17 protein-coding genes are annotated in these 24,680 nt (G+C 37.9%); 16 read left to right on the top strand and 1 reads right to left on the bottom strand.

Going from position 1 to position 24,680, the window contains the following annotated elements; translation table 11 throughout:
- Positions 1–213 precede the first annotated feature (213 nt).
- The 5 genes from NYE35_RS28620 (at position 214) to galU (ending at position 7,845) form a co-directional block, all read left to right on the top strand.
- On the top strand, positions 214–423 hold the full coding sequence (locus NYE35_RS28620) for a DUF2759 family protein (protein ID WP_036678627.1): 210 nt from the start codon (positions 214–216) through the stop codon (positions 421–423).
- Between the two features lie 128 nt (positions 424–551).
- Positions 552–1,649, top strand: a complete 1,098-nt coding sequence (locus NYE35_RS28615) for a S1C family serine protease (protein ID WP_094902726.1) — start codon at positions 552–554, stop codon at positions 1,647–1,649.
- Positions 1,650–1,676: 27 nt separating this feature from the next.
- Entirely contained in the window at positions 1,677–3,590 is a 1,914-nt protein-coding gene (locus NYE35_RS28610; protein ID WP_094902724.1) for a stalk domain-containing protein, read from the top strand.
- Between the two features lie 523 nt (positions 3,591–4,113).
- Positions 4,114–6,636 (top strand): U32 family peptidase, encoded by a 2,523-nt coding sequence (locus NYE35_RS28605; RefSeq protein ID WP_094902722.1) that lies wholly within the window; start codon positions 4,114–4,116, stop codon positions 6,634–6,636.
- 321 nt (positions 6,637–6,957) lie between these two features.
- Entirely contained in the window at positions 6,958–7,845 is an 888-nt protein-coding gene (gene galU / locus NYE35_RS28600) for a UTP--glucose-1-phosphate uridylyltransferase GalU (RefSeq protein ID WP_036678633.1), read from the top strand.
- A 75-nt stretch (positions 7,846–7,920) separates the two neighbouring features.
- On the opposite strand, the gene NYE35_RS28595 is transcribed toward galU, so the two are convergent.
- The gene (locus tag NYE35_RS28595) at positions 7,921–10,674 is read right to left on the bottom strand and encodes an O-antigen ligase family protein (RefSeq protein ID WP_076107098.1); all 2,754 of its coding nucleotides are present in this window, start codon (positions 10,672–10,674) and stop codon (positions 7,921–7,923) included.
- A 132-nt stretch (positions 10,675–10,806) separates the two neighbouring features.
- On the opposite strand from NYE35_RS28595, the gene rfbA reads away from it, so the two are divergent.
- From rfbA to NYE35_RS28540, 11 genes are all read left to right on the top strand, one after another.
- Positions 10,807–11,679 (top strand): glucose-1-phosphate thymidylyltransferase RfbA, encoded by an 873-nt coding sequence (gene rfbA, locus NYE35_RS28590; protein ID WP_038573503.1) that lies wholly within the window; start codon positions 10,807–10,809, stop codon positions 11,677–11,679.
- A 36-nt stretch (positions 11,680–11,715) separates the two neighbouring features.
- On the top strand, positions 11,716–13,095 hold the full coding sequence (locus NYE35_RS28585; RefSeq protein ID WP_244886397.1) for an ABC transporter permease: 1,380 nt from the start codon (positions 11,716–11,718) through the stop codon (positions 13,093–13,095).
- 14 nt (positions 13,096–13,109) lie between these two features.
- A complete protein-coding gene (locus NYE35_RS28580; protein WP_038573500.1) occupies positions 13,110–14,327 on the top strand; it encodes an ABC transporter ATP-binding protein in 1,218 nt (405 codons plus the stop codon).
- A gap of 2 nt (positions 14,328–14,329) precedes the next feature.
- On the top strand, positions 14,330–15,766 hold the full coding sequence (locus NYE35_RS28575) for a class I SAM-dependent methyltransferase (protein ID WP_052097350.1): 1,437 nt from the start codon (positions 14,330–14,332) through the stop codon (positions 15,764–15,766).
- Positions 15,767–15,787: 21 nt separating this feature from the next.
- Entirely contained in the window at positions 15,788–19,594 is a 3,807-nt protein-coding gene (locus NYE35_RS28570) for a glycosyltransferase (protein ID WP_341122298.1), read from the top strand.
- 51 nt (positions 19,595–19,645) lie between these two features.
- Positions 19,646–20,584: an NAD-dependent epimerase/dehydratase family protein gene (locus NYE35_RS28565; RefSeq protein WP_038573497.1), complete on the top strand. Its 939-nt coding sequence runs from the start codon at positions 19,646–19,648 to the stop codon at positions 20,582–20,584.
- Positions 20,585–20,587: 3 nt separating this feature from the next.
- The gene (locus NYE35_RS28560; RefSeq protein WP_038573496.1) at positions 20,588–21,577 is read left to right on the top strand and encodes a glycosyltransferase family 2 protein; all 990 of its coding nucleotides are present in this window, start codon (positions 20,588–20,590) and stop codon (positions 21,575–21,577) included.
- A gap of 217 nt (positions 21,578–21,794) precedes the next feature.
- The gene (locus NYE35_RS28555) at positions 21,795–23,153 is read left to right on the top strand and encodes a DUF2142 domain-containing protein (protein ID WP_038573495.1); all 1,359 of its coding nucleotides are present in this window, start codon (positions 21,795–21,797) and stop codon (positions 23,151–23,153) included.
- Positions 23,154–23,205: 52 nt separating this feature from the next.
- The gene (locus tag NYE35_RS28550; RefSeq protein WP_038573494.1) at positions 23,206–23,916 is read left to right on the top strand and encodes a glycosyltransferase family 2 protein; all 711 of its coding nucleotides are present in this window, start codon (positions 23,206–23,208) and stop codon (positions 23,914–23,916) included.
- A 14-nt stretch (positions 23,917–23,930) separates the two neighbouring features.
- Positions 23,931–24,299, top strand: coding sequence for a DUF2304 domain-containing protein (locus tag NYE35_RS28545; protein WP_038573493.1), 369 nt, complete (start codon positions 23,931–23,933; stop codon positions 24,297–24,299).
- A 108-nt stretch (positions 24,300–24,407) separates the two neighbouring features.
- Positions 24,408–24,674, top strand: a complete 267-nt coding sequence (locus tag NYE35_RS28540; RefSeq protein WP_254924606.1) for an EamA family transporter — start codon at positions 24,408–24,410, stop codon at positions 24,672–24,674.
- The last annotated feature ends 6 nt before the right edge of the window (positions 24,675–24,680 follow it).

Genomic DNA, 24,680 nt, shown 5'->3' with positions numbered 1-24,680 from the left:
TGGGCTCACAGCACTTTTCACTAAGCCGCACCCAATTGTCAGTGATTAATCTCATCGTCATTACGGATTTTGCAGGGATAAAATATATTTTTTGCGACAAATACATAATTTTTCTACAAAACCTATTGCATCGCCCAAATGGTAGCGATAACATAGAAGGTGATATGGGGATTACTGGATCTTGCTTGACAACATTTTTGAGGAGGTAAGGTTATGCTGCTTGCAGAAGTTGCCGCGCAAGGACCGTCTAAATTTCATACCTTTGATGTGTTTATGATTTTATTTACCATCTTGATTTTGGTCGGGGTTGTTCGACTATTGAAAGCTCCCCAGAAGAACAAATTTGCCATTGGTTTTGGAGCCGTTAGCTTGCTGGTTTTTGTGATCTCTGACTATGCCATGGTGATGCATTGGTTAAGTTAATGAAAGAACTAAATTGAACAGCTTTGCACCAAAAGACTCCTTTAACGCCATGGGCGCATTGAAGGCGTCTTTTTTCAAATAATATAATGTAAAATTTATCCATGAGCAAAGAGAGGGTCTGGTGAGGAATGAGGAGTATTGGGGAGAAGCTGGCGAGGAAAGGACTAGGTCTATTACTATGCGGCGTAATGCTGTCAGGAGTATGGAGTCAGTCGGTGTTTGCTTTTGATAGTACTAGTAAGGTGGTCAGTAAAGCGGCGGCAGAAGATCCGATACCTGGAATTATTAAAAGTATCACTCCCTCTGTTGTGGGCATTATCGGCAAAGACGAGAGTGGCGGGAATAGTGGCCCGGATGATCGGTATAATCTGACGCATGGCTCCGGCATCATTGTGAAATCGAACGGATGGATTGTAACCAATGCTCATGTAATCAAGGATCTGCAAAATGCCATAGTAGTCACCTCGGACTCCAAAACCTACAGTGTTAAAGAAACATATCTGGATGAAGTTAGTGATCTTGCGCTGATCAAAATCAATGCCACCCATTTAAAGCCCGCCAAGTTTATTCCAGCGAATAGCAAAACAGTGGTTGGGGAGAAGGTTATTGCTATCGGAACACCGATTAGCTTTTCTCTACGAAATTCAGCGACTGTAGGCGTTATAAGTGGTCTTAACCGTGAGGTAGATGCGGCTTATCGTCTTATCCAGAGTGACACAGCGATTAATCCCGGAAATAGCGGAGGGCCGCTAGTAAATATGAAAGGTGAGGTGCTGGGAATCAACAGCCTGAAATACTCAGCGGTGGGTGTGGAAAATATGGGGTTTTCGATTCCAGCGAATACTGTGCAGTATATTATGAACCAGCTTTTAAAATATGGTGAGGTCCAGCATCCGAGTCTGGGGCTAGAGCTGGAGGCAAGCTGGTCTACGGTTGTGGGATTGCCAACGCTGGATCCTTTGTCCGTCACTAAGGTAGTGTCTTCAGAAGCGCTCAAGTCAGGGGTTGCTGAAGGGGACGTCTTGTATAGCATCGATGGGCATCGTGTGGTCTCACTAGTTGATATTAATGAATTGTTCAAAAGCTACCTGCCGGGAGCAACTGTGCGGCTGGTTATGCAAAGCGATGGGGATATCGTCGTCCGTAAACTCGTGCTCACTCAAGGTGATCCGTTGTTAAGCGGAGATGATTATGAAACGGATGGGGACGAGCACGCGGAAGAGTGATTAGCAAACTGGAGAGGGGGACGGTAAATGGGCTTGAAAATTTTAAAACAAGGATTTTGTGCGATGCTGGCCTTATTACTGCTATTTTCTATATTACCCATACAAACAGCATTAGCTTCACAAGGAGATAAGCTACAGCTGAGTCTAAAAGTTGGCAGTACTTCAGCTACGGTGAATGGTAAGAAGGTGGTTATCGAGCGGCCTTATACGGAGAACGGAACGGTTATGGTCCCGCTTGGGGTTTTTAAAAAGACGTTTGGCAGCACTGTTTCCTTAGAGCAGAACAATGTGGTAAAAGTAACCTATGGTGCTCATTCAGGGGCGATGACGATTGGGAGCGATATCGCTTGGAAGGATGGAATCAAAGTTAAACTGGGTTCAGCGCCCCGGATGGTTTCAGATGTGCTGATGGTACCGCTTCGCTTTGTAGCTGATGTGTTAGGTGCGACACTCTCTCAAGGGAGTGGGGATGAGCTAATGGTTACCCTAGTTCCTATAGACAGCGAAGAAGATACGCCAGAGGAGACTGGGATTGACAGCGATGTTGGTAAGACTCAAATTGGAAACAGCTATTTTCAATGGACACTGAATTATCCCTCAGGGCTGATTGCTGGAAATAGCGGTGGAGATGAAAGTGTGGCTACCTTTTCAAGTGCGGACAATCTATATTATGTGGAGATTCATGTAAGTGACCAGGCGGTTGCGGTAGATGCGGAAGGGCTGCTGGAACAGCTGGTTCGGGAGGTCGAGGCAGGTGGGGAGTTGATATTGGATCGGGAGTCGTTCCCCAAAGCCGCGATACCTTATGCTAGATTGATCAGTAAAGATTCCAGTGGAGCGCTCTGGGAAAGCAGACTGTTATATGCTGAAGGTCGACTCTACGAGATTTATTTGACGGATAACAAAGCAGTTAATTATAAAGATTTTGCTAAATACACAGGATTACTTAACTCTTTCCAGCCTTCTTTTAATACTAAAAACAAAAAAATCCGTGATCTTTCTACGGTGAAAAGTGGATTGCGTGACGCGTACAATGAGGACTATGGGATTTCACTACAGGTTCCCGCAGATTGGAGTAAGGACGACCAGCATCTCTATTATGAGAGTAAGCAGGGAAGTCATCTGAGTGTGGCGGTTACCTCGGCACCTGCTGGTTCTACACTAGAGAGCTGGGCTGAAGATCTGAAAACGAAAACTAAAGAGAACTTTGTAGCGGATGCTTATGTTCTGAAAGACAGCAACAAGTCGGAGATCTCCGGTGTATCTGCACAAATCAATGAGCTACAGCTAAATTACGGCAACGGTGTTACTACAGAATATCAAGCTCTCATACTCAAAAATGGGTATCGCTATTATTTTGAATATGTAACAGCTGCTGGGCAAGATGACGATAAGGCAAAATTCAAAGCCATCATATCCTCTATTGATATTGATTTTGATCTGCTGAAGGAGAACTTCGGGCGACTCGCTAGTGATGATTATAAGACGCTCAAAAATAAGACATTAACCAAAGTATCCAAAACCTACGGTTATGCCATTGATATTCCAAGTTTATGGACACCTTATCAGGATATTTTTGAGACGCAGTCGATTGAATATCGCTTCAGCGGAGGACGTCTACAGATCAACTCAAAATCCGAGGGTTCAGTGGATTATACAGTTAATGTTCTCAAAGATGCTTATCAAAATAAAAATAATGATCCCAAAGGCCCTCGTATAGAAAGTGTAGTGGAGTCTACCTTTGCGGATGTCCCTGCTACGATCATAACTGCACATCAAATCAAAAATGGTATCCCTCTTCGCAGCAAGCAGGTTGTGTTTGGTAAAAATGATGTGGTCTACATGATTACCGTTACGCTGAATGATGCCAATGCCACTGCAGAACAGCAGGCTCTATTAGACAAGACGTTACAATCGTTTCGGTTTACAGGCAGCAAGTAGTTAAAAGAGTACCAATGTCGTAGCTGACACACGAATAGAAGCGTATAATTCAATCAGACGAAGAACGTCCCAGTTGCCGATTTGGCTTGGGGCGTTCTTTTTTGTATAAAGAGGGAAAAGGGATTGGACCCAATGTTATCCAAGTTGGACACAATGTGAATAACTAAAGGGTGGATTAGTGTATTCGATTTGATACAACATTCTATTATATGTCACGATATTCCTAGTGAATTGTTGTAAATGTTGCAACTTTTTGTGCCAGTTGTCGATACTAGAGTGTGAGAATGATGCTTTATGTACAACATTTAGTTGTCGAAGCGCTGGATTAGGCAATAAAGTTGCATGTTCTACAACATTCATGGAGTAAAGTGCAATAGGCAAGAAGTCAGCTTCCTGACAGCATTATGACTTTTATTCTATATAAATGTTGGTAAACGCATAGCGCTCAAGTGTGATATTTGATACAATTATCAAGTTAATCAACTAGAAATGACCCGTCAAATGGCGGTTTGGGAGGATATAAATGAAAGAGCAACAAATACGCAGAGAAGACGTGGAGCTATTGGCACCCGCAGGTGATTGGGACTGCATGCGTGCAGCGGTAGCAAACGGAGCGGATGCTATCTTTTTTGGCGTAGAGAAGTTTAATGCACGGGCCAGAGCGAACAACTTTCGCATGGACGAGCTGTCGGAAATTATGGCGTTTTTGCATAGCTATGGTGTGAAGGGCTTTTTGACCTTTAATATACTGGTTTTTGAAAATGAATTGTCTGATGCAAAAGAACTGATTGATGCATGCGTGGATGCTGGCGTGGACGCAGTAATTGTACAAGATTTAGGTTTGGTCAAAATGATCCGCGAAATCTCACCGGATTTCCCGATTCACGGATCGACACAGATGACCATTACTTCGCCGGAAGCGGTCGAGTTTACTAAACCTTTTAGTTTGGAACGTGTGGTATTAGGTCGTGAGAACAATCTGAAACAAATTCGTACGATCGGGGAGCAAGCCCGCCTGCCGATGGAAGTATTCGTACACGGTGCTTTGTGTGTTTCCTACTCCGGTCAATGTCTGACCTCTGAAATGTGGGGCGGACGTTCTGCCAACCGCGGTGAATGTGCGCAGGCTTGCCGCCTGCCTTATGATCTGATGGTGGATGGTGAGGTAAAACCTATGGGAGACGTAACTTATTTGCTCTCTCCTAAGGACCTGGCAGCAATTGATCTAATGCCTGAGCTGATCGAGGCGGGTGTGACTTCTTTTAAAATCGAAGGTCGCCTCAAAAGCCCGGAATATGTAGCGAATGTAGTTAGTAAGTATCGTAAAGCGATTGATCGGTATTTTGAAGGCGATCTGTCTAAACCTTCGAAGGAGGAGGTGCGTGAGCTGCAACAAAGCTTCTCCCGCGGGTTTACACATGGTTTCCTGGATGGAACGAACAATAAGAAACTGGTAGACGGGACTTTCCCAAAAAGCCGTGGTGTATATTTGGGGACTGTTGAGCAAATTCTGCGTGACGGAGTGGTCTGCCGTATTCATGCACCGCTTAAGCGTGGGGACGGAATTGTTTTTGACGCTGGGGATCCGACGAAAAAAGAAGAAGGCGGTCGTGTCTACGACCTTCGTCGTAAAGGTGTGAAGCTGGAAGGCGAAGCCGGAGAAGGTTGGATCATCGACATCGTAGCCGGTCGTAATGATGTAGATCTTCGTCGTCTAAATGTCGGTGACCGCATTTGGAAGACAAATGACCCTGCGTTAGATAAGGCGCTGCGCCAGACTTATGAAACCGAAAAGCCGTACCGGGTATTTCCGGTACATGTTAGAGTGCAAGGCTGCGTCGGCGAGAAGCTGACGACTTGGTGGACGGACATTCAGAAGAACGTTACCGTCCGTGTGGACTCGGAGCTCGCGCTGGAAGCCGCGCAAAAGCGTCCGATGGATACCGCGCTGCTGGAAGAACAATTCGGCCGCCTGGGCGGGACCGTGTTCCAGCTTGACGCGTTGGAGTCGCATCTGCAAGGCGAAGTCATCGTCCCTATGCGCGAGCTGAACAGCATCCGCCGCCAAGCGGTGGAGCTGCTTGCGGGCGAGCGCCCGAAACCGCCCGTCTACGTGAAACGGGCGATCGAGGTTTACGGCGACGCCACCCGCAGGGGTGTCGCTCCGCAGCGCGCTGGTGAAGCGGAGCTCACCGCGCTGTGCCGCAGCCTGCCGCAGGTGCAGGCTGCGCTCGAGGCCGGCGTGAGAAACATCTACGCCGACTTCGAGTTTATCAAGCAGTTCCCGGCAGCGGTAGATGCGGTACGGGCTGCAGGGGCCAGCATAGCGCTGGCCACGCCGCGCATTCATATGCCGGGCGAGAACGGCTACCACGCGAATATTCTTCGCTTGCAGCCGGATGCTGTGCTCGTGCGTAATACAGGCGCGTTATATTATTATCTGCGCCGCCGCCAGGAGCAACCGGATGCTGTGCATCCACGCCTGATTGGCGATTTCTCATTGAATATCGCCAATCATAAAGCAGTGGATTTGTTCCTTGAGGCAGGCTGTGACATAGTAACGCCATCCTATGACTTGAACATTCAACAGATGGTCGATCTGCTTGAGCACAGCGATACTTCCCGGATGGAGGTCGTTATCCATCAGCATTTGCCGATGTTCCATACTGAACACTGTGTGTACTGTACCTTTATGAGTGAAGGCACTGACTATACGAACTGTGGTCGTCCTTGTGAAGAGCACCGTGCTTCTTTGCAAGACCGTATTGGAATGTCACATCCAGTTCGTGTGGATGAAGGCTGCCGTAATACCGTCTATAACGCTGTTGAGCAGTCTGGTGCGGAGTATTTGAACAATTTCCGTGACCTAGGAGTATCTTCATACCGTGTGGAGTTCTTGGAAGAGACGCCAGAGCAAGTGGCTGAGGTAATCAGCCTCTACAGCCGCGCTCTGCGTGGTGAAATCTCTGGGACGCAGGTATGGAAGAGCCTAAAGGCTACTAACCAACTTGGCGTAACGCGTGGGCAATTGGTGAACGCGAAGTAATAAGAGTTAAGAGTTAAAGATAAGGGCTAAGTAACTACCAGGTAGATGCTGGTATTGCTTAGCCCTTTTTATTAGATTTGATCTCGTCCTCATCCTAATTTGCATATACTAAATAATAGTATATTATTGGGGCAGCAAAGTATTTAAAATAGCAATTTGATTATAATTCCTACCCTCTTATTTCATTGGAATAGATATACAAATATAACAAACACTCTGACATAAATGTGCTGTAACTGCTATAATTGAAAGAAATATGCCATTTTAGGGTACTTACAGATATGTAATTGAAAAGAGTATATGATAGAAGGAGTTAATGTGATGAAGATCCGTAAAGCGATTATTCCCGCCGCAGGTCTCGGCACTCGTTTTTTACCTGCAACTAAAGCAATGCCTAAAGAAATGCTACCGATTGTAGATAAACCGACGATCCAATATATTGTTGAAGAAGCTGTTGCTTCCGGGATCGAGGATATTATTATTGTAACAGGGAAAGGTAAACGTGCGATTGAAGACCACTTTGATAACTCTTTTGAACTGGAATTTAACTTAGCAGAGAAGCAGAAGTGGGAGCTGCTTGAATCTGTTCGTAAATCTTCCGAAATGGCAGATATCCACTACATTCGTCAAAAAGAACCAAGAGGTCTCGGACATGCAATTTGGTGTGCACGTAAATTCATAGGAAACGAACCGTTTGCTGTCCTGCTAGGCGATGATATTGTTGAAGCGAATAAACCTTGTCTCAAACAGATGATAGATGTTTATGACGAGTATAAATCTTCTATCGTGGGTGTTCAGCCTGTTCCATGGGAAGAAGTATCACGGTATGGTGTTGTAGATGCTTCGCCTTTGGCAGAACGGGTATATAAAGCTAATCGTCTAGTAGAAAAGCCAAAGAGAGAAGAGGCTCCTTCTAATCTAGCAATTTTAGGACGATACATCTTAACTCCACGTATCTTCGATATGCTAGGTGAGCAGCAGGTAGGTGTAGGTGGAGAGATCCAACTTACTGATGCGATAGCACGTCTAAGCGAGGTTGAACGAATTATTGCCTATGACTTTGAAGGTAAACGTCATGATGTGGGTGAGAAAATGGGCTTTATCCAGACTACCATTCATTATGCACTTCAACACGAGGAGCTTAAAGATGACTTGCTTCGTTATATGAAAGAGCTTGTCGAGAGCGAAGCAGCTAAGGTCGGGCTATAAGTAAATCTCATATAATCTAAAAAAAGGCGCGCCGCTGTTATTACAGTGGCGCGCCTTTATGGTTTCTTTCTTTTATTAAAATTGTGAATTTGTAATGGCCTCAACTTGTGCTGCTTCCGCAGGATCAGCTGCGATCAGCGAATCGTATAGTGCCTGATCCTCGCCACCAGTTTTCGCCAGTGCAGCAAGGTACCAACGAGCAATCTCACGATTGGTTGCATCAGCGAAATCTTGGCTTAAGGCTGTTTTTAAGATGGAGGCTGCAATTTGTATCTTTCCAGACATATATTGCATTTTCCCTACCTTCAGTGTCACATCCGGAGTAAATGTCTTCGAAGGATCATTATCCGCAAGTACATGATCGTAGGCCAAAAGCCCAATAACAAAGCCAGCTTTCATGTTGTCTATTCTATCTGGATTATCTTGTTGTGCATAAGCTGCCTGCCCCAAATCAAATGAACGGCTGATGAGTGAACTGTACCAATTTATATCCCATGGAGTTTCACTGTTCATAATATCCGTGTAATTAGCATCTGAATTAAGCTTGAGAGTGGTCTTCGCCGCATCCTCTTGTCCGGATAAAAGTTGCATTTTGCCAACGTTTAAAGCAATAGTTGGCGTTACTGAGAAAGGACGCCCTTGCAGTTGTTCTGGTGGAAGAGTCTTCAGATGTTCAATCCCAGCTAGAACGTGGTTATATGCTTCTTGCACTTCATTGAAATACTCTTGTTTCTTTGTCTCATCCTTTTGATTAAGTGCTTGCTGACCTAAGGCAAAGGAACGGCTGATTATTGCATCATACCAATCGATATCCCAGTTGAACTTATCTGCGTTGTCACGGTAAATACCCAAGGCGACGTCGCTTTGACCTTTCAGATCGTAGTAGCTCACTAATTGGAGCAGAAGATTTTTGTTGTATGGCTCATCTTTGAGTGCGCGAGTTAATACACTGTATGCCTCGTCAAGGAACTGTTCCTGTTGTGTTTGACTAAATACCTGCTGATCCAAGGCCGATAGATAAATTGTCGATTCTGGATGACTTGGACGTTTGTTCAAAGTCTCAATCAATGGGGCTCTAAGCTCTTCGTAGGAAGTGCTATAACTTCTCAATTGTTTAGCTTTCAAAGCAGAGTTACTGGAGCCAATATAGCTGATTGACAAGAACACTAGGAACAAGGTTCCTAAAGAAAGCACAGCGAGGTATCCAAAACGGATGCCCGCTTTATTCCAATTTTTCCGCAGTGGCTTGCTATCCATAACGGAGGCCATTCCGGCAAGGCCAATAAAAACTAGTATGCCCATAAAGGCATAACTCATGTTGAAATCAAGTAGACTGTGCACAAGAATAGATAGAGCAATAATTAGATAGAAGAAACCATTCTCAAATTCGTTTTTATCCCGTTTTACATATCCACGAATATATTTATAGAAGATATACAGAATGAAGCTCATAAATATGATAAATCCAACAATACCTACTTCAATGAGGAATTGTAAGAAGAAGTTATGCACCTGCCGGCTTGTATAAGGGTTGTTCTGATAATGCTCATACAGCGAGGCCCAGCCTCCTCCACCAGCACCGAGGATCGGATAATCCTTAACTACCTTCAAGGCATCCTTATAAAAAGTAATCCGCTCGAGTACGCTATGTTGCTGGAAATTGATGTTCTCGAGGCGAGTCTCCATATTGTCAGGTAAGATGCTTTTTGCACTCGTACCGATAAGCAAGAAAGCTACAATAGCAATTAGAGCGACAGATCCGAGCGGAATCCAAAGACCTGTCCGTTTACGTGACGACACTTTCTCCAATTTCATATGTAACCATGGAGATACGAAACGTTGGATCATCCAGCCGATAATGGCAACAACTATTGAAGCACCCAGCAGGTATCCCCAACCCTTTAAGGCAGCGGATGAAGTGAAATTTGTATTTAACTCTAAGCCCAGATTGGTCACTGGAGTTGTAATTAGTAGCGAAGCAATACCAGCAACTCCTAGATGCAGAATCCAAAGGATTTGCTGTGCAGGTTTTAGGAATAGAAGTAGGAGTATGAATACTACAGGTAGCAGGACTAAGCCGCCACGAGATAACGTCAGTAAGATAGAAACAATGATAGGTACCAACATAAAGCTGTGTGTTAACGTTCCATACCAATTTTTAGAGCGAATAAGCGCGAATATCGCTACAAATAGAAAGGCCATCAAGAAGGCAGCGTACGTATTTGCGTACTGAAAGATCGAAGTCAGACGAAGTCCGTTAGAGTCAGTCATAACAGCATCTAAATAGACATCATTTCGGACGGTGTTTGAGAACCAACCTATAAGATCTCCTGCTAATTTACCACTGCCTAGCCAATTTAAAAGTCCAAAACCCACTATAAAATACGCAATCGCTAATATAGCATTTTGAATGACAACATTTACTTGCTTTTGCTTCATGAGATAAAAGGCTATAATGAAAACTGCGGCATATGTACACTGAATGAACAGCATATTCATCGCCGTATAATGCGAAACTGCGACAAACAGTGACAGAGCATAGGTCACAGGGAGCAATAATGCTGCCCAAGCTACTAAATCACTCTGCTCTTCAAGCTTGAATTTTTTGTAGTTCAAGCCAACACAGACTAGCAGCATCAGTGCGCTTAATAGTGCGGATACGTATATTGGCTTCTCGTAATCTACTAGCGATCCATTAAACAATCCCACTTGAAATGGGGTCCAACACAAAAATAGAATAAAACCAACAACTAATGCCCAAATCGGACTTGCTATCTTTTCAACATTTCTCGACTGAGCGGCGTTTTTACCGTATACTGGTTTCGACACGTTATAATCTCCTTTTCCTGTAATTACATGAGTATTAATAGCATACATGTAGTATTTTACTACAAGACTAGTAAACAGTAACAGTTATTCCTAAAGAATAATAACACTAATTAATGAACGAGGCGATCAATTTTGAAAGGCATAATATTAGCAGGAGGTTCTGGGACTAGGTTGTATCCACTAACAAGAGCTATATCAAAGCAGATGCTTCCGATTTACGATAAACCTATGATTTATTATCCGCTATCAGTTTTGATGTTGGCGGGTATAAAGGAAGTTTTAATTATATCTACTCCTCGAGACTTACCTTTTTTCGAAAATTTACTAGGAGATGGTTCAGCTTTAGGAATGAAGTTGATGTATAAAGTTCAAAGTGAACCCAATGGATTAGCGGAAGCGTTCATTTTGGGTGCTGATTTTATTGATGGTGATGCTGTTTCTCTTGTATTAGGAGATAATATCTTTTATGGTCTTAATTTCTCTAAGATATTGCAAGAATCCTCTAAACTAGAAGAAGGAGCCTTAATATTTGGCTGCTACGTAAATGACCCTAAAGCGTACGGTGTGGTAGAGTTTGATCAGGATAAGAGAGTGATTTCAATTGAAGAAAAACCACGAAATCCTAAATCGAATTTTGCAGTTCCTGGGCTCTATTTTTTCGACAAAGATGTTGTGCAAATCGCGCGTAACGTAGAACCATCTGCAAGAGGGGAATTAGAGATAACTTCTGTAATTGAAAAATATCTGGAGCAGGATAAATTAAAAGTTGAACTAATGGGAAGAGGTATGGCATGGCTAGATACGGGAACACATGACTCCTTACTGCAAGCTTCGAATTTTGTAGAGGCCATTCAGAAAAGACAAGGGCTTTATATATCTTGTGTTGAAGAAATAGCGTTTCGCATGAATTATATTGGGAAAGAACAGTTAGTAGCATTGGCGGAGCCTCTTTTGAAAACTGATTATGGAAAATACTTAATTGATGTTGCGGAAGGTAATGTCTGAGATTGTTATATATAATTAGCAGAGGGGCACTATATAGTGAGATTTAGTAAAAAAAGACTTGCGAAATTTGGAATTGTTGGAGTGATATCTCTTTTTATTTTTTACGCTTTTTTCATATTTTTTATTCAACCATCTAACAAAATGAAATTGGAGCTAACTGTAAAGAGTGGAGAAAAAGATTATTTTCAAGTGTATTTTTTAAAGAATAATGAGCAGTTAAATGAGGAACAGTCGGTAGTTGCGAATTATAATAAAGTGGGAAAGTTTGAACCACTTAAGTTCCCTTTAGATGATGATGTTCAAAAATTAAGATTAGATTTAGGTACAAAACCTGGAGATTTATTTATAAGCAATATATCTATTAGCTCACCCTTACACTCTTATGAAATCAACATGAAAGATATTGATTTAAAAAACAGTAATCAAGTAGAAAATTTAAAATACGAACAAGGAAATTTGTCTGTTTCAGTTTTAGGAGAAGATCCTTATATTGAATTTGTTCCTTCGAACGAGATAAAAGAAAATATAATAAAAGATAATCAAACAGTTCAGCAACTTCTTGCCTTTGGTATAGCATTATTAACTGCTATTATTTTTTTAGTTTTTGTGAAATTACGTTCTGATATCAAATATTTATTTCAAGAGCTGTATTACAATAAGAAGATGCTCTATTTCTTATCGGTAAATGATTTTAAAACAAAGTATGCAGGTTCATATTTGGGTGTGATTTGGGCATTCGTACAGCCAGTCGTTACTGTTTTGATATATTGGTTTGTTTTTGAAGTTGGATTTAGATCGGGTTCGGTACATAGTGTTCCTTTTATACTATGGTTAGTGGCAGGTATTGTTCCGTGGTTCTTTTTTGCGGAAGCCTGGGGAAGTGCGACAAATTGCCTAATGGAGTATAGTTATTTAGTAAAAAAAATAGTTTTCCAAATTAGATTACTTCCTTTAGTGAAGATAACATCTTCTTTCTTTGTACATTTATTTTTTGTTATTCTGACCTTTATTATCTTCCTTCTGTATGGTGTTAATCCCTCTATGTACGCTACACAGGTAGTGTACTACTCATTGTGTACGATCTGTTTTGTCTTTAGTTTATCGCTCATTTCGAGTTCCCTCATAGTCTTCTTTAAAGATTTAGGACAAATTATTAGCTTGATATTACAGTTTGGTATGTGGTTAACCCCAATTTTGTGGAGTTCAACTATGCTTCCGGCCTCTTATCGTTGGATACTTAAAGTGAATCCTGTCTATTATATTGTCGAAGGATATCGTGATGCTCTAATTAATAAGGTATGGTTCTGGGAACGGTATAACCAATCTATTTATTTTTGGTTACTCACATCGATATTGTTCTTAATAGGTATTACAATTATGAAGAGAATGAAACCACATTTTGCAGATGTGCTTTAGAAAAGGTGAGGGATATGAGTAAAGAGTTGGCTATTAGAGCTGAAAATATAACAAAAGTGTACAAGCTTTATGAGAAGCCTGTACACCGTTTAAAAGAGTCTTTGAGTATTCGGAAAATGACTTACCATCGTCCCTTCTATGCACTTAACGATGTTAGCATGGAAATATATAGAGGCGAAGTAGTTGGTATAATTGGAAAGAACGGATCAGGGAAGTCTACAATTCTAAAAATTATTACTGGTGTGTCATCACCTACCTCTGGAGGGGTTTATGTTAATGGCAAAGTCTCTGCATTATTAGAACTTGGTGCAGGATTTAACTTGGAGTATACAGGTATAGAAAATATATACTTGAATGGTATGATGATGGGGTTTGGTCGAGAGGAAATGGATGCAAAATTAAATAGTATTCTGGAATTTGCAGATATAGGTGATTTTGTTTATCAACCAGTTAAAGCTTATTCCAGTGGTATGTTCGCAAGGTTAGCTTTTTCAGTAGCTATTAATGTGGATCCAGAAATATTAATAGTCGATGAGGCGTTGGCAGTTGGTGACCTGAAATTCCAAATAAAATGTATGGAAAAGTTTAGTGAGTTTCGAGACAAGGGTAAAACTATATTATTTGTTTCTCATGATATAAACAGTATAAAGCGTTATTGCAACAGAGCAATCTGGTTGAATTCAGGAAGGATCGAAGCACAGGGCGACACCGACTTGATATGTGATCGTTATACCGATTATCTGAAATACGGCGAAAAATCTACAAAATCTAATGAAAATGAGGATAATAAAGAAAAATTAAAACTGAATGATGATATGATAGGTGTTATCGAAAGATTTCAGATTATTGATACTAATGGTAAGGAAATTGATGAAATCGAATATAACTCCAATTTCAATTTAAAGATTGATTTTGAAATGAATACTGATAATTTAGATATAGTTATTGGGGTAGCTATTCATACTATCGATGATATCTACGTCTGCGGTGTTAATACTTTATTAGATAAAGAAAAAGTTTCTTATAAAAAAGGAATAAACACTATTTATTTGGAATACGAAGGATTTAATTTATTGGGTGGCAGCTATTATTTTGATGTAGCAATTTTTGAAAACAATGCTCATGTACCCATTGATTATAGAGCAAGAATTAAAGAGTTTTTTGTAAGATCTGCTTATATAGGTGAGGGTATTTGTGTTCTTCCGCATAAATGGAAAATGGATGGTGATTGATAGTGAAATATGATTTCGATTTGGATGTCTCGTCTAAAAACTCTTTGTCACTTATTATAAAAAAAATCAGACCAGGGTCGACAGTATTAGAATTTGGTCCTGCTGCTGGAAGAATGACAAAATATTTAAAGGAACAATTAAATTGTAAAGTTTATATTGTTGAGATAGACGAAGTTGCTGCAAAGAAAGCTTCATTTTTTGCTGAAGATGTAGTAATAGGTAATATCGAAGATTTTAAATGGTTTGAGCAGTATGAAAATGTGAAGTTTGATCACATTATTTTTGCTGATGTATTAGAACATCTCTACAATCCTCAGATTGTTATGAACAAATGCGTAGAACTCCTAAAAATAGGGGGTTCTTTGTTGATTTCAGTTCCCAATATTGCCCATAATAGTGTCATTATTGATTTGCTGCACAACAAATTTGAATACAGAAAAACGGGTCTACTTGACGATACTCATATACGTTTTTTCACATATACCAGTTTAATAAATATGATATCTACCTGTAATTTAGCTGTTAAGTGGGAAGATGCAATTATAAAACGCGTGGGTGAAACAGAATTGGGTAATTTTTTTGATGGGTTACCAAATGGTGTTGTTAAATTCCTGAAAAATAGACCCTTATGTGATTTATACCAATTTGTTATGGAACTACAACCCCAACAGGAGAATTCTAGCAAAATAAGAAATGTTGTAACTAAGGGAGATTACTATTATTCGCAGCTATATGTTGATTGCGGTGATGGTATCACAGAAGAACAAAGCTTAACGATAAGAGCGAATGCTTCTTCTCGAGAGTATGAATTTGATTTAATAGGATACGAGGGGATCGAAAGATTGCGATTTGATCCATTGAATGTGAATTGTATCATTAATATAGAGGAAATCGTTTGTATTGATAAAAACGGTGAGCAACTAGTTATAGATAGATATGGTAATAACGCGGATTTTTCAGATGGGAGTACGTTTTTGTTTCTTCATGAAGACCCACAAATTCTCTTTGATTCACCACGAATGGAACTAAGTAGAATTATCGTTAGACTGAGTTGTATAGATTATGAGTTTAGTAAGCCTGATTGGTTATTAGGAAAACTCAGAGGTTCTGAATATAAAATACAATCGATAGAAAAGGAATATACTGATCTCCTGTTGGAAAATTCGAATTTAAAGCTGAAAAATAAGCAATTTGAAGTTCTTCTTGAAGATAGTCTGGAGAAGAGTAAAGAAAGTATAGAGGAATTGTTGCAGAGAATATCAAGTGTAGAAGAAAGGTCAGACAAAGAATTAATCTTGAGGAAACAAGAAGAATTGAAGGTTAGTCAAATAACTGAAGAGTTAAATATGAAAACTGAAGAATTGAACGTGAGAGTTAATGAACTCAATAAAATATATTCAACAATTCTAGGAAAACTAATTGCTAGAATGATTAAATAAACGAGATTGGTGTGATAAAAGTTGAATGAAGCTACAAATTTAGTACAGAATATTATCGAACGAAATCATATCAAAAAAAATATTTTAAGGCAAACGACTCGGTTAAATTCTTTAGAAGTTGAGAACGCATCTGTAGGTACGCACGGACTATTAGTTTCAGAAAATAATAAGTCAGTATTTATTAATTTCAAACTTGAAACCAGTAAGAAATATTATAAATTAGTATATAATATTTCGAATACAGAGACTACTGGAGAAGTTATATTACATGTGAAAGGCAATAATCAAAGGCATGAAAAGTACCATCTAGGAACATTTTATGGAACTCCCATTGTGTATTTCTTAAAGTGTGATTTTGATGCGGAGATTATTACATTGGAAATAGCAGAGGCTTCTTCTTTTACTCTCGGTCAGTTGGAACTAATTGAGATATCCAATTCTGAGTATAAGGCGAATAAATTGAAGCAATATACGGGGAAGTTACGCAGGGTTGTTAGTAAACAACCACATCTGAGAGCAAAATTCTTTAAAGAATTGAAGGAGAACGGGCTAAAGCAGGCTATCCAAAAAACGAAGAGTAAACTCTATCAGAACGTGGATAGTTACAATAATATTCAAGTGAGCGGTCAGGATTTTAAAAGGGAAATCTCGTTAAAACAGAGTAATACTGTTTTATTTGTTTCTCATGATGCGCAAAATGCGGGGGCATCTATCCTTTCTCTTAACATTGTAAAAACGTTAAAGAAGGTTTTTAATAAGGATGTTATTGTTTTGTTACTAAAAGGCGGTCCACTTGTTAATGAGTTTTCCAAGTATGCTACCATAATTAATTTCAATCAGAATTCTCTCTCCTACTTAGAGAATGAAGAAGAAGTTAACAAAATAATTAATGAGTTTAAGGATAAAGGAGTAAATATTTGTATCTCTAACTCCGTTGTTTCAAATATCCTTACTAAATTAATGTTTGAACATGGTATAAAGGTTATTTCACTTGTCCATGAACTACCCACTTCTATAAAGACTTATGATTTTATAGAAGCAGCAAATTATGCTGTTCAATATTCTGACAAAATTGTGTTTCCAAATAATTTTGTTAGAGAGTCTTTCGCAGATTGTTTTCCAGTAGATGAAAAGAAGGTACATATAAGACCTCAAGGCATATATAACAAACGTAGAGGTGCTTTGGATAAACAGGCTGCAAAAAAGAAACTTTGTGAAAATTTGAAGATTGAACCAGATTCGACTATCCTCTTAGGCGGGGGATACGGTGATCTTCGTAAAGGGTTTGATATTTTCTTCTCAATAGCAAAAGAAATGTTAGTGGGGGAGAATGGAGGAAAACTACATTTTGTATGGGTTGGGCAAGTCGAACCAATACTGGAAAAGTGGATGAAACATGATGCGGAAATCTTAAAGTTAGACTCATATATCCACCAAATTGATTTTCAAACTAATCTTTCCCCGATCTTACAGGGAGCTGACTTATTCTTACTTCCTTCACGGGAAGATCCATTTCCTTCTATTGTATTAGAGGCAATTGATAATGGTACGCCTACAGTTACTTTTGAGGGGAATGGCGGCATGGGGGAATTTATTAAAAGGTTAGGTGTTAGACCAGCCCCATATTTGAATACTAAAGATTTTGCATCAGAGATTTATAGGATTTTAGGCGATGAGCAATCATATGAAAGTATAAAGCAACTTGGGCTGGAATTAATCGAAAAGGAATTGGATTTTTCAGATTATGTTAACCAATTGTTGCATATGACACAAGGTGAGGAGACTTTTAGCAAAGAGGTTTCTGTAATCATCCCCAATTATAACTATGAAAATTATATCGAAGATAGATTGAACTCTATTATTTATCAAACAGTGAAACCAAAAGAAATTATTTTTCTGGATGATATGTCTACTGATAATAGTGTGCAAGTGGCAGAAAGAATACTAAAGAGATCTAATATTCCTTATAAGATAATAAAAAATGAAGTGAATGTGGGTTGTTTTGGCCAATGGATCAGAGGAATTAAAGAGGCTACTGGAGATCTAATATGGATTGCTGAAGCTGATGATTTATGTGAGAGTAATATGCTAGAGAAGTTAATCCCATCATTTGATGATGACGAGGTGAACTTGGCTTATTGCCAATCTGAAATTATAGATGGAAACTCTACTAAAGTTGGCTATATTTATTCTGAGTATACAAAGGATTTGTCATTAACTAAATGGGATTCTTCATATTGCATTGAAGGTAGAGAAGAAGTAGTCGAGGGGCTGGCTATTAAGAATACCATCCCTAATGCTAGTGCTGTATTATTCAGATCTTCTGCACTTGAGGGACTGGAAGAAATGCTATGCGATTATAAGATTGGAGGAGACTGGTTAGCGTATTTATATGCGCTAAAATTAGGAAAGATCTCTTTTGTTTCCGATATATTGAATTATCATAGAAGACACTCTAGTAGCATTGTAAGCAGAAGTGAGCAGAAGCTTGAATTGTTTAAAGAGATGTTAGCTATCAAATTATTTATTTTAGAGAACTTTGAGATCCCCGGATTTATAGTAGATAGATTTCTTCAACATATTCCAAATGAATATGCAAGATTAGGCTGTAAAGGTTATGAGAGTAAGGATATACTGAAAAACGATGTATTAGCTGATAAATTCTTGAACTTAGAAAATGAAGCTAGAAAGAAAGTTAATTCGGTTAATTATTTACGTATCAAAAAAAGGATACTATTTGTTGCTCCTGATTTTGAGGTGGGAGGAGGACAAATGTTGGTTGTTAGATTAGCCAATTTTTTTGCTTCCTTTCAAGATGTGTATGTGTACAATGCTAGACCTTGGTTAGAAGATTCAATGATGTCAGGTATGATTTCAAAAAATGTGAATGTTTTGAAAAGTAATGGTAACCCGGATGAACTGAGATCATATATTAATGATTTGAAAATTGAGGTTATAAATAGTCATATTTGGTGGTCCGATAAAATTACCTATCATGCAATTCAAGGTAATCAAAATATTAATTGGGTGTTAGCTATGCACGGATGCTACGAGGCATTAATAGAAAATCCTGATTGGGATAATGATTTTTCAAGTCTAGTTAAACCTGTTCTTGATCGAGCTAACAGTATTATTTATGCAACTAATAAGAATAAAAGAGTATTTGATACTGTTGAAGTAAATAATATCGATAAGTTATACAAAGTGTATTATGGATATCAATTACAAAATATCGGTTTAAAAGATAAGACGGAACTTGGTATAGCAGAAGACGATTTCGTATTTGGCCTTGTATCTCGTGCAATAAAAGAAAAGGGTTGGGAAGAGAGTATCACCGCTGTTATTAACTTAAATGAAGAACTTGAAAGAAAGATTCATTTAATTTTAGTAGGGCATGGTCAATACGCTAATGAGATGAGAGAGAAATATAAAGATAATAAGTTCATCCATTTTATCATGGACTTGAAAAAACCATCTGAATGGATCGGATGGGTAAAAGCATTTGATGTAGCAATCCTTCCGAGTTATTTTATATCTGAAAGTCTTCCCAATTCTATCATTGAATATCTTGCTTATGATAAGCCTGTAATATCTACTAATATTGGAGAAATTCCAAAAATGTTACATTCTGTAAAAGAGGATAAATATGCAGGTATCATACTTGAACTTAACGAGGAAAGAATAGTTGATGTTCAAGAACTTACAGATGCAATGCGAGTGATGGTTACAGACTCAGGACAATACTCTGAATATGCAAAAAATACGAAATTATTATTCGAACAATTTAAAATGAGCAATTTTGCGTCTGCGTATTTTAGATTGTTCTGATTTTCCCCCTTTTATAAAGAGGGAGAGACCGACGAAAGGGTTGTTTAACTTATGAATGTTTTTATATTGGGCGGGGCTGGATTTATAGGGGCACATCTAACGAAAAAAATGTGTGAAAGTAACTATAATGTTACTGTGTACGATCGACACATCACCGATAAAAGTTTGCCAGATGTTGAATTCACTGCAATAGAAGGGGATTTCTTGACGGAAGATCACTTTGATAATTTACTGGAAAACCAGGATGTTGTTATACATCTGATAAGTACGGTATCTCCTTATTCTTCCATGTTAAATATTACCGACTCCTATAGGAATGATGTTATAAAAACCTTAGAACTGCTTGAAGCAGCGAAGAGAAAGAGGATAAAGAAAGTGATTTTCTTGTCCTCGGGAGGAACTGTTTATGGAGATTTCAATGAGGTAGATCTTCTAAATGAAGACAGCAACTCTCACCCTTTGAATCATTATGGGATAATGAAACTTACTATTGAAAAAATTCTATTAATGTACAATCAACTATATGATATGAATAATATTATTTTGCGTGTAGCCAATCCGTATGGTCCTGGACAAGACCCTGAGAAGAAGATTGGTGCTATTTCAGTGTTTTTAGACACTATATTAACTCGTAATACTATTACCGTTTGGGGCGATGGTTCAACGGTAAGAGATTACATTGAAATATCAGATGTGATTGAGGCAGTTATGTCTGCTGTGGAATATATTCATACAGAGCATAGCGTTAAACCTATTTTTAACGTGGGCACAGGAATTGGTACAAGTATTATTGAGATAATCAAACAGATTGAGATTATCACTAAGGTTAAAGCACATGTGGATTACAAAGGCATGAGAGATATTGATGTGAAGCGAAATGTACTCGATCCAAGAAGAGCTAAAGAATATCTGGGATTCGAGTCTAAAATTAATGTTGATCAGGGGATAAGAAAACTGTTGTCCGAACGCGACAAGTTTTTAAGGGAATAAATCATGAATGTATCTATCGTTATTCCTAATTTTAATGGCGAAAAATTTTTGATTGACTGTCTGACTACTTTAAAAGAACAATCATATCAAGATTATGAAACTATATTGGTTGATAATGGTTCGACAGATGATAGTATTAAACTTGCACTAGAAATAATGCCGGAAATTAATTGCCTATTACTAGATGAGAATAAAGGATTTAGTGCTGCAGTAAATCAAGGGATTTTAAATAGTAAAGGTAAATATGTGGCCTTACTAAATAATGATACTCTTCTAACGGTCAAATGGCTTGAAAATCTTCTCGCCTGTATTGAGAGCGATGAAAATGTTTTTTCTTGTTCCAGTAAAATGATCCAATTTCATGATAATAAACTCATAGATAATGCTGGTGATGCGTTTACTGTGTTTGGATGGGCATATCAAGAGGGACATGGTGAAAATATAAATAAATACTTGGATAATAGGTACATTTTTACTTCTTGCGCGGGTGCGGCAATATATAGACGGGAAGTTTTTGATAAGATAGGTTATTTTGATGAGCAATTTTTTGCATATTTAGAGGATGTGGACATTGGTTATAGAGCTCGTATAGAAGGTTACGATAATTTATATTGCGCAGAATCAATTATCTATCACATAGGAAGTGCTACCACAGGAAACGGATATAATTCTGTGAAAGTAAAATTATCTGCCAGAAATAATGTATACCTGCTCTATAAAAATATGTTAGGGATTCAACTGCTTCTCAACGCCCCATTCCTAATTGTAGGGCATTTATTTAAATATCAATTTTATAAAAAAATTGGTTTTCAAAAGGAGTATTCTGAAGGAATACGTCAAGGTATTACCAATAGGAAAAACCTTACCAAAACTGAATTTAAAATTAGTAATATGCGTAATTATGTTAGTATACAATGCTGGCTTATTAAAAAGGGTTTGCAATACGGAATTGTGAAAATTAAGAAGATGTTAAAATTGAAAAATGATATCTGATAATATTTATAGAAGAAATAGTTCCTAGGATATCGTACTCACTAGAGTAACATTAATAATTTAGCGATCAATTATGGAATGATATTTTAATATTATCTGATTGTGAAAAAGTGTGTGATTTATAGTGAATTAATGTTTTTTATTTATTTTACGCTATAGATTTTTTCTTGTTTAATAGAATAATTCGGATAAATAGAGAAAGAAGGTGGGTACAAGAATGAGTAGGAAATTAAAGCCTCAAAATATTTTTTTGATTTTAGCATCTATTTTTGGACTGATATGGGTGGTGTTTGTTCCTCCATTTCAATCAGCTGATGAATTCGCCCATTTTTATCGGGCTTATGAAATTTCAGAACGTAATTTAGTAACTGAAAATATTAATGGTGAGATCGGAAATTACCTTCCTATTGCAATTAGGGATTTTGAAGCTGCGGTTGGAGGAGGGACCATCACACGGAATTATGAAAACAAAGCAACGATTGAGAGTTTGAAAAATGCTGCTAAAATTCATGTTGTTCCTGGTGAAAATGATTTTTTTCTTTTTCCAAGTTCCGCGGTTTATCATCCAATAGTATATTTACCACAAGCAATTGGGATCAAATTGGGAAATTTACTGAATTTTAATTTATTATTTACTTTCTATTTAGGTCGACTTTTCAACCTATTTACGTACATAGCGATGACCTATCTCTCGATAAAATTAATCCCCAAGTTGAAATACACTTTTTTATTGCTCGCTATTATGCCGATGACTATTAATCAAGCAGCATCCCTTAGTGCAGATGCGCTAACAAACGGAGCACTATTTCTGTTTTTCGCCTACCTCATGTATTTAATTTTTGATCCCAATATTAAATTTATTTCTAGAAAACAATTTATTTCTTTATTAATAATAACTTGTATAGTGGCGGCTTCTAAGAATGCATATTTCCTCATTTGTCTTTTGGTATTTCTATTACCAAAAGAAAAGACAGCCAGTTTCAAGCAGTATATTACTTACGTCGCTACTATAGTAGCTTCAAGTTTACTTGTTCTGTTGTCATGGGGGCTAATATTAAAGAGTATTAAAGTAACTTTTCCAATTGATCCTATGATGCAATTGAGTACAGCTTTGCATCACCCTTTTGATTATATTCATAAATTGGTAAATACTTTTATCGATTTTGACTATTTATATGTTCAATTTGTTGGTGTTTTTGGTTGGGGAGAGACTTCTGTACATTATTTCAGTGCCATTATCTACCTATGTATGCTCGTGACGTCTGTAATTATTGAAATGAAAAATAGCGATAATAATCTTCTTCATATTAAGAAAGGATTTATTTTGTTTGCAGTATCATTACTAACTGTAATTATTATAGCATCCACGTTATATCTTACATGGACGCAAGGTGAGGATAATGTCATATATGGATTGCAAGGAAGGTATTTTATACCGATATCCATAATATTTCTGTATTCTATTTATTTATTGACTCCAATTATTAAAAGGATACGGCAACAATATATCTACATGGCTTTGATCTTTATTGTTTTGTTGTTATCCTTGCAAAAAGTTGTGCATCGATTTTGGTAAGGTATTATTTTCCTGGAACCAGTTAGAACAACACATCTTAAAGGGAGTAAGTATGAATAAAAAGAAAATCCTATTGATAATACCTGCTTATAATGAAGAAGATAATATTTTGCGGCTTTTAAACAATATCAAAGCAACTAACATTCCGAATTCAGAGATATTAGTCATTAATGATTGTTCAGCTGATACTACTAGTCGTATGTGTAAAAATATAGGGGTTTCAGTTGTGGATCTTCCGTGTAATTTGGGTATTGGTGGAGCAGTTCAAACGGGATATAAATATGCTCACAATTTTGGTTTTGACATTGCTATTCAAGTAGATGGGGATGGTCAGCATAATCCTAAATATATTTCCAAATTAATAGAGCCCTTATTAAATGATGAAGCTGATTTGGTAATTGGTTCTCGTTATATTGAGAAAACGGGATTTCAAAGTTCAAGGATAAGAAGAATTGGTATAAATTATTTTTCTAATCTTTTGTTGCTCCTTACTAATCAAGTCATTACTGATCCGACATCTGGATTTCGTGCTTGTAATAAAGGTGTAATTGAACTTTTCTCGAAGAGATATCCTACAGATTATCCAGAACCTGAGTCAATAATGTATCTAAAGAGAAACGGGTTTTCTTTGAAGGAAGTTCCTGTGGAGATGAAATCGAGGCAGGGAGGAAAATCGTCCATCACAAAATTGAAATCAGTATATTATATGCTGAAAGTCTCTTTAGCTATACTTATTGATAAAATGAGAAAGCAAATTGTATAAGAAGGAAGTAAAATATGATATCTTATAAGCTTCAAGTTATTTTGTTAATTGGTTCTGTTCTTTGCTTTGTTCTTCTTATCAATATGATTCGTAAATATCGTATTGAGTTGAAGTACTCAATGTTATGGTTATGTATAATGTTAATTGTCCTTGTTCTTTCCATATTCCCCAGTTCGTTTGAAACGATTGCTGGTCTGATGGGTATAGAGATACCTGTAAATGCACTGTTCTTGCTTTCTATTTTTGGAGTTACTTTAATTTTATTTTCATTAACTATAGTGATATCGAGGTCAACAATAAAAGTGAAAGAATTATCACAAGAAATTGGGTTGCTTAAGTACGAAGTGGAAGAGTTAAAACGAACAAAAAATAATGAAAAATGAGGTGATACTACGTTACGTTCATCTGGTATAATTAATGCTTTGTTGCTTTTATTTAACATTGTCATGTTAGCTTCGGGACAAATTTTCTTTAAATTAGGACTAGAGAAAATGGGAGGGGTTAGTTTAAATAATGCATGGAAAGCATTATTTAATATCCAAATTATAGCAGGTCTACTGCTATATGTTTTTGCAACATTAGTTTGGTTTGTTGTTTTATCTAGAGTGCCTTTAAGTGTTGCTTACCCTGTACAAAGTATAGCTTATGTTCTAGGCTTACTCGCTGCTCTGTTCATATTTAATGAACCAGTTTCACTTATGAAATGGCTAGGAATGATAGTAATAATGGTTGGCGTTTTTGTAATAGCAGTGGATTAATCTATA

The organism is Paenibacillus sp. FSL L8-0494, assembly GCF_038003695.1.
In the GTDB taxonomy this organism is placed as follows: Bacteria; Bacillota; Bacilli; order Paenibacillales; family Paenibacillaceae; genus Paenibacillus_AQ; species Paenibacillus_AQ odorifer.
The sequence above is the reverse complement of the archived record's forward strand: the minus strand, read 5'-3'. Positions and strand labels throughout refer to the sequence as shown.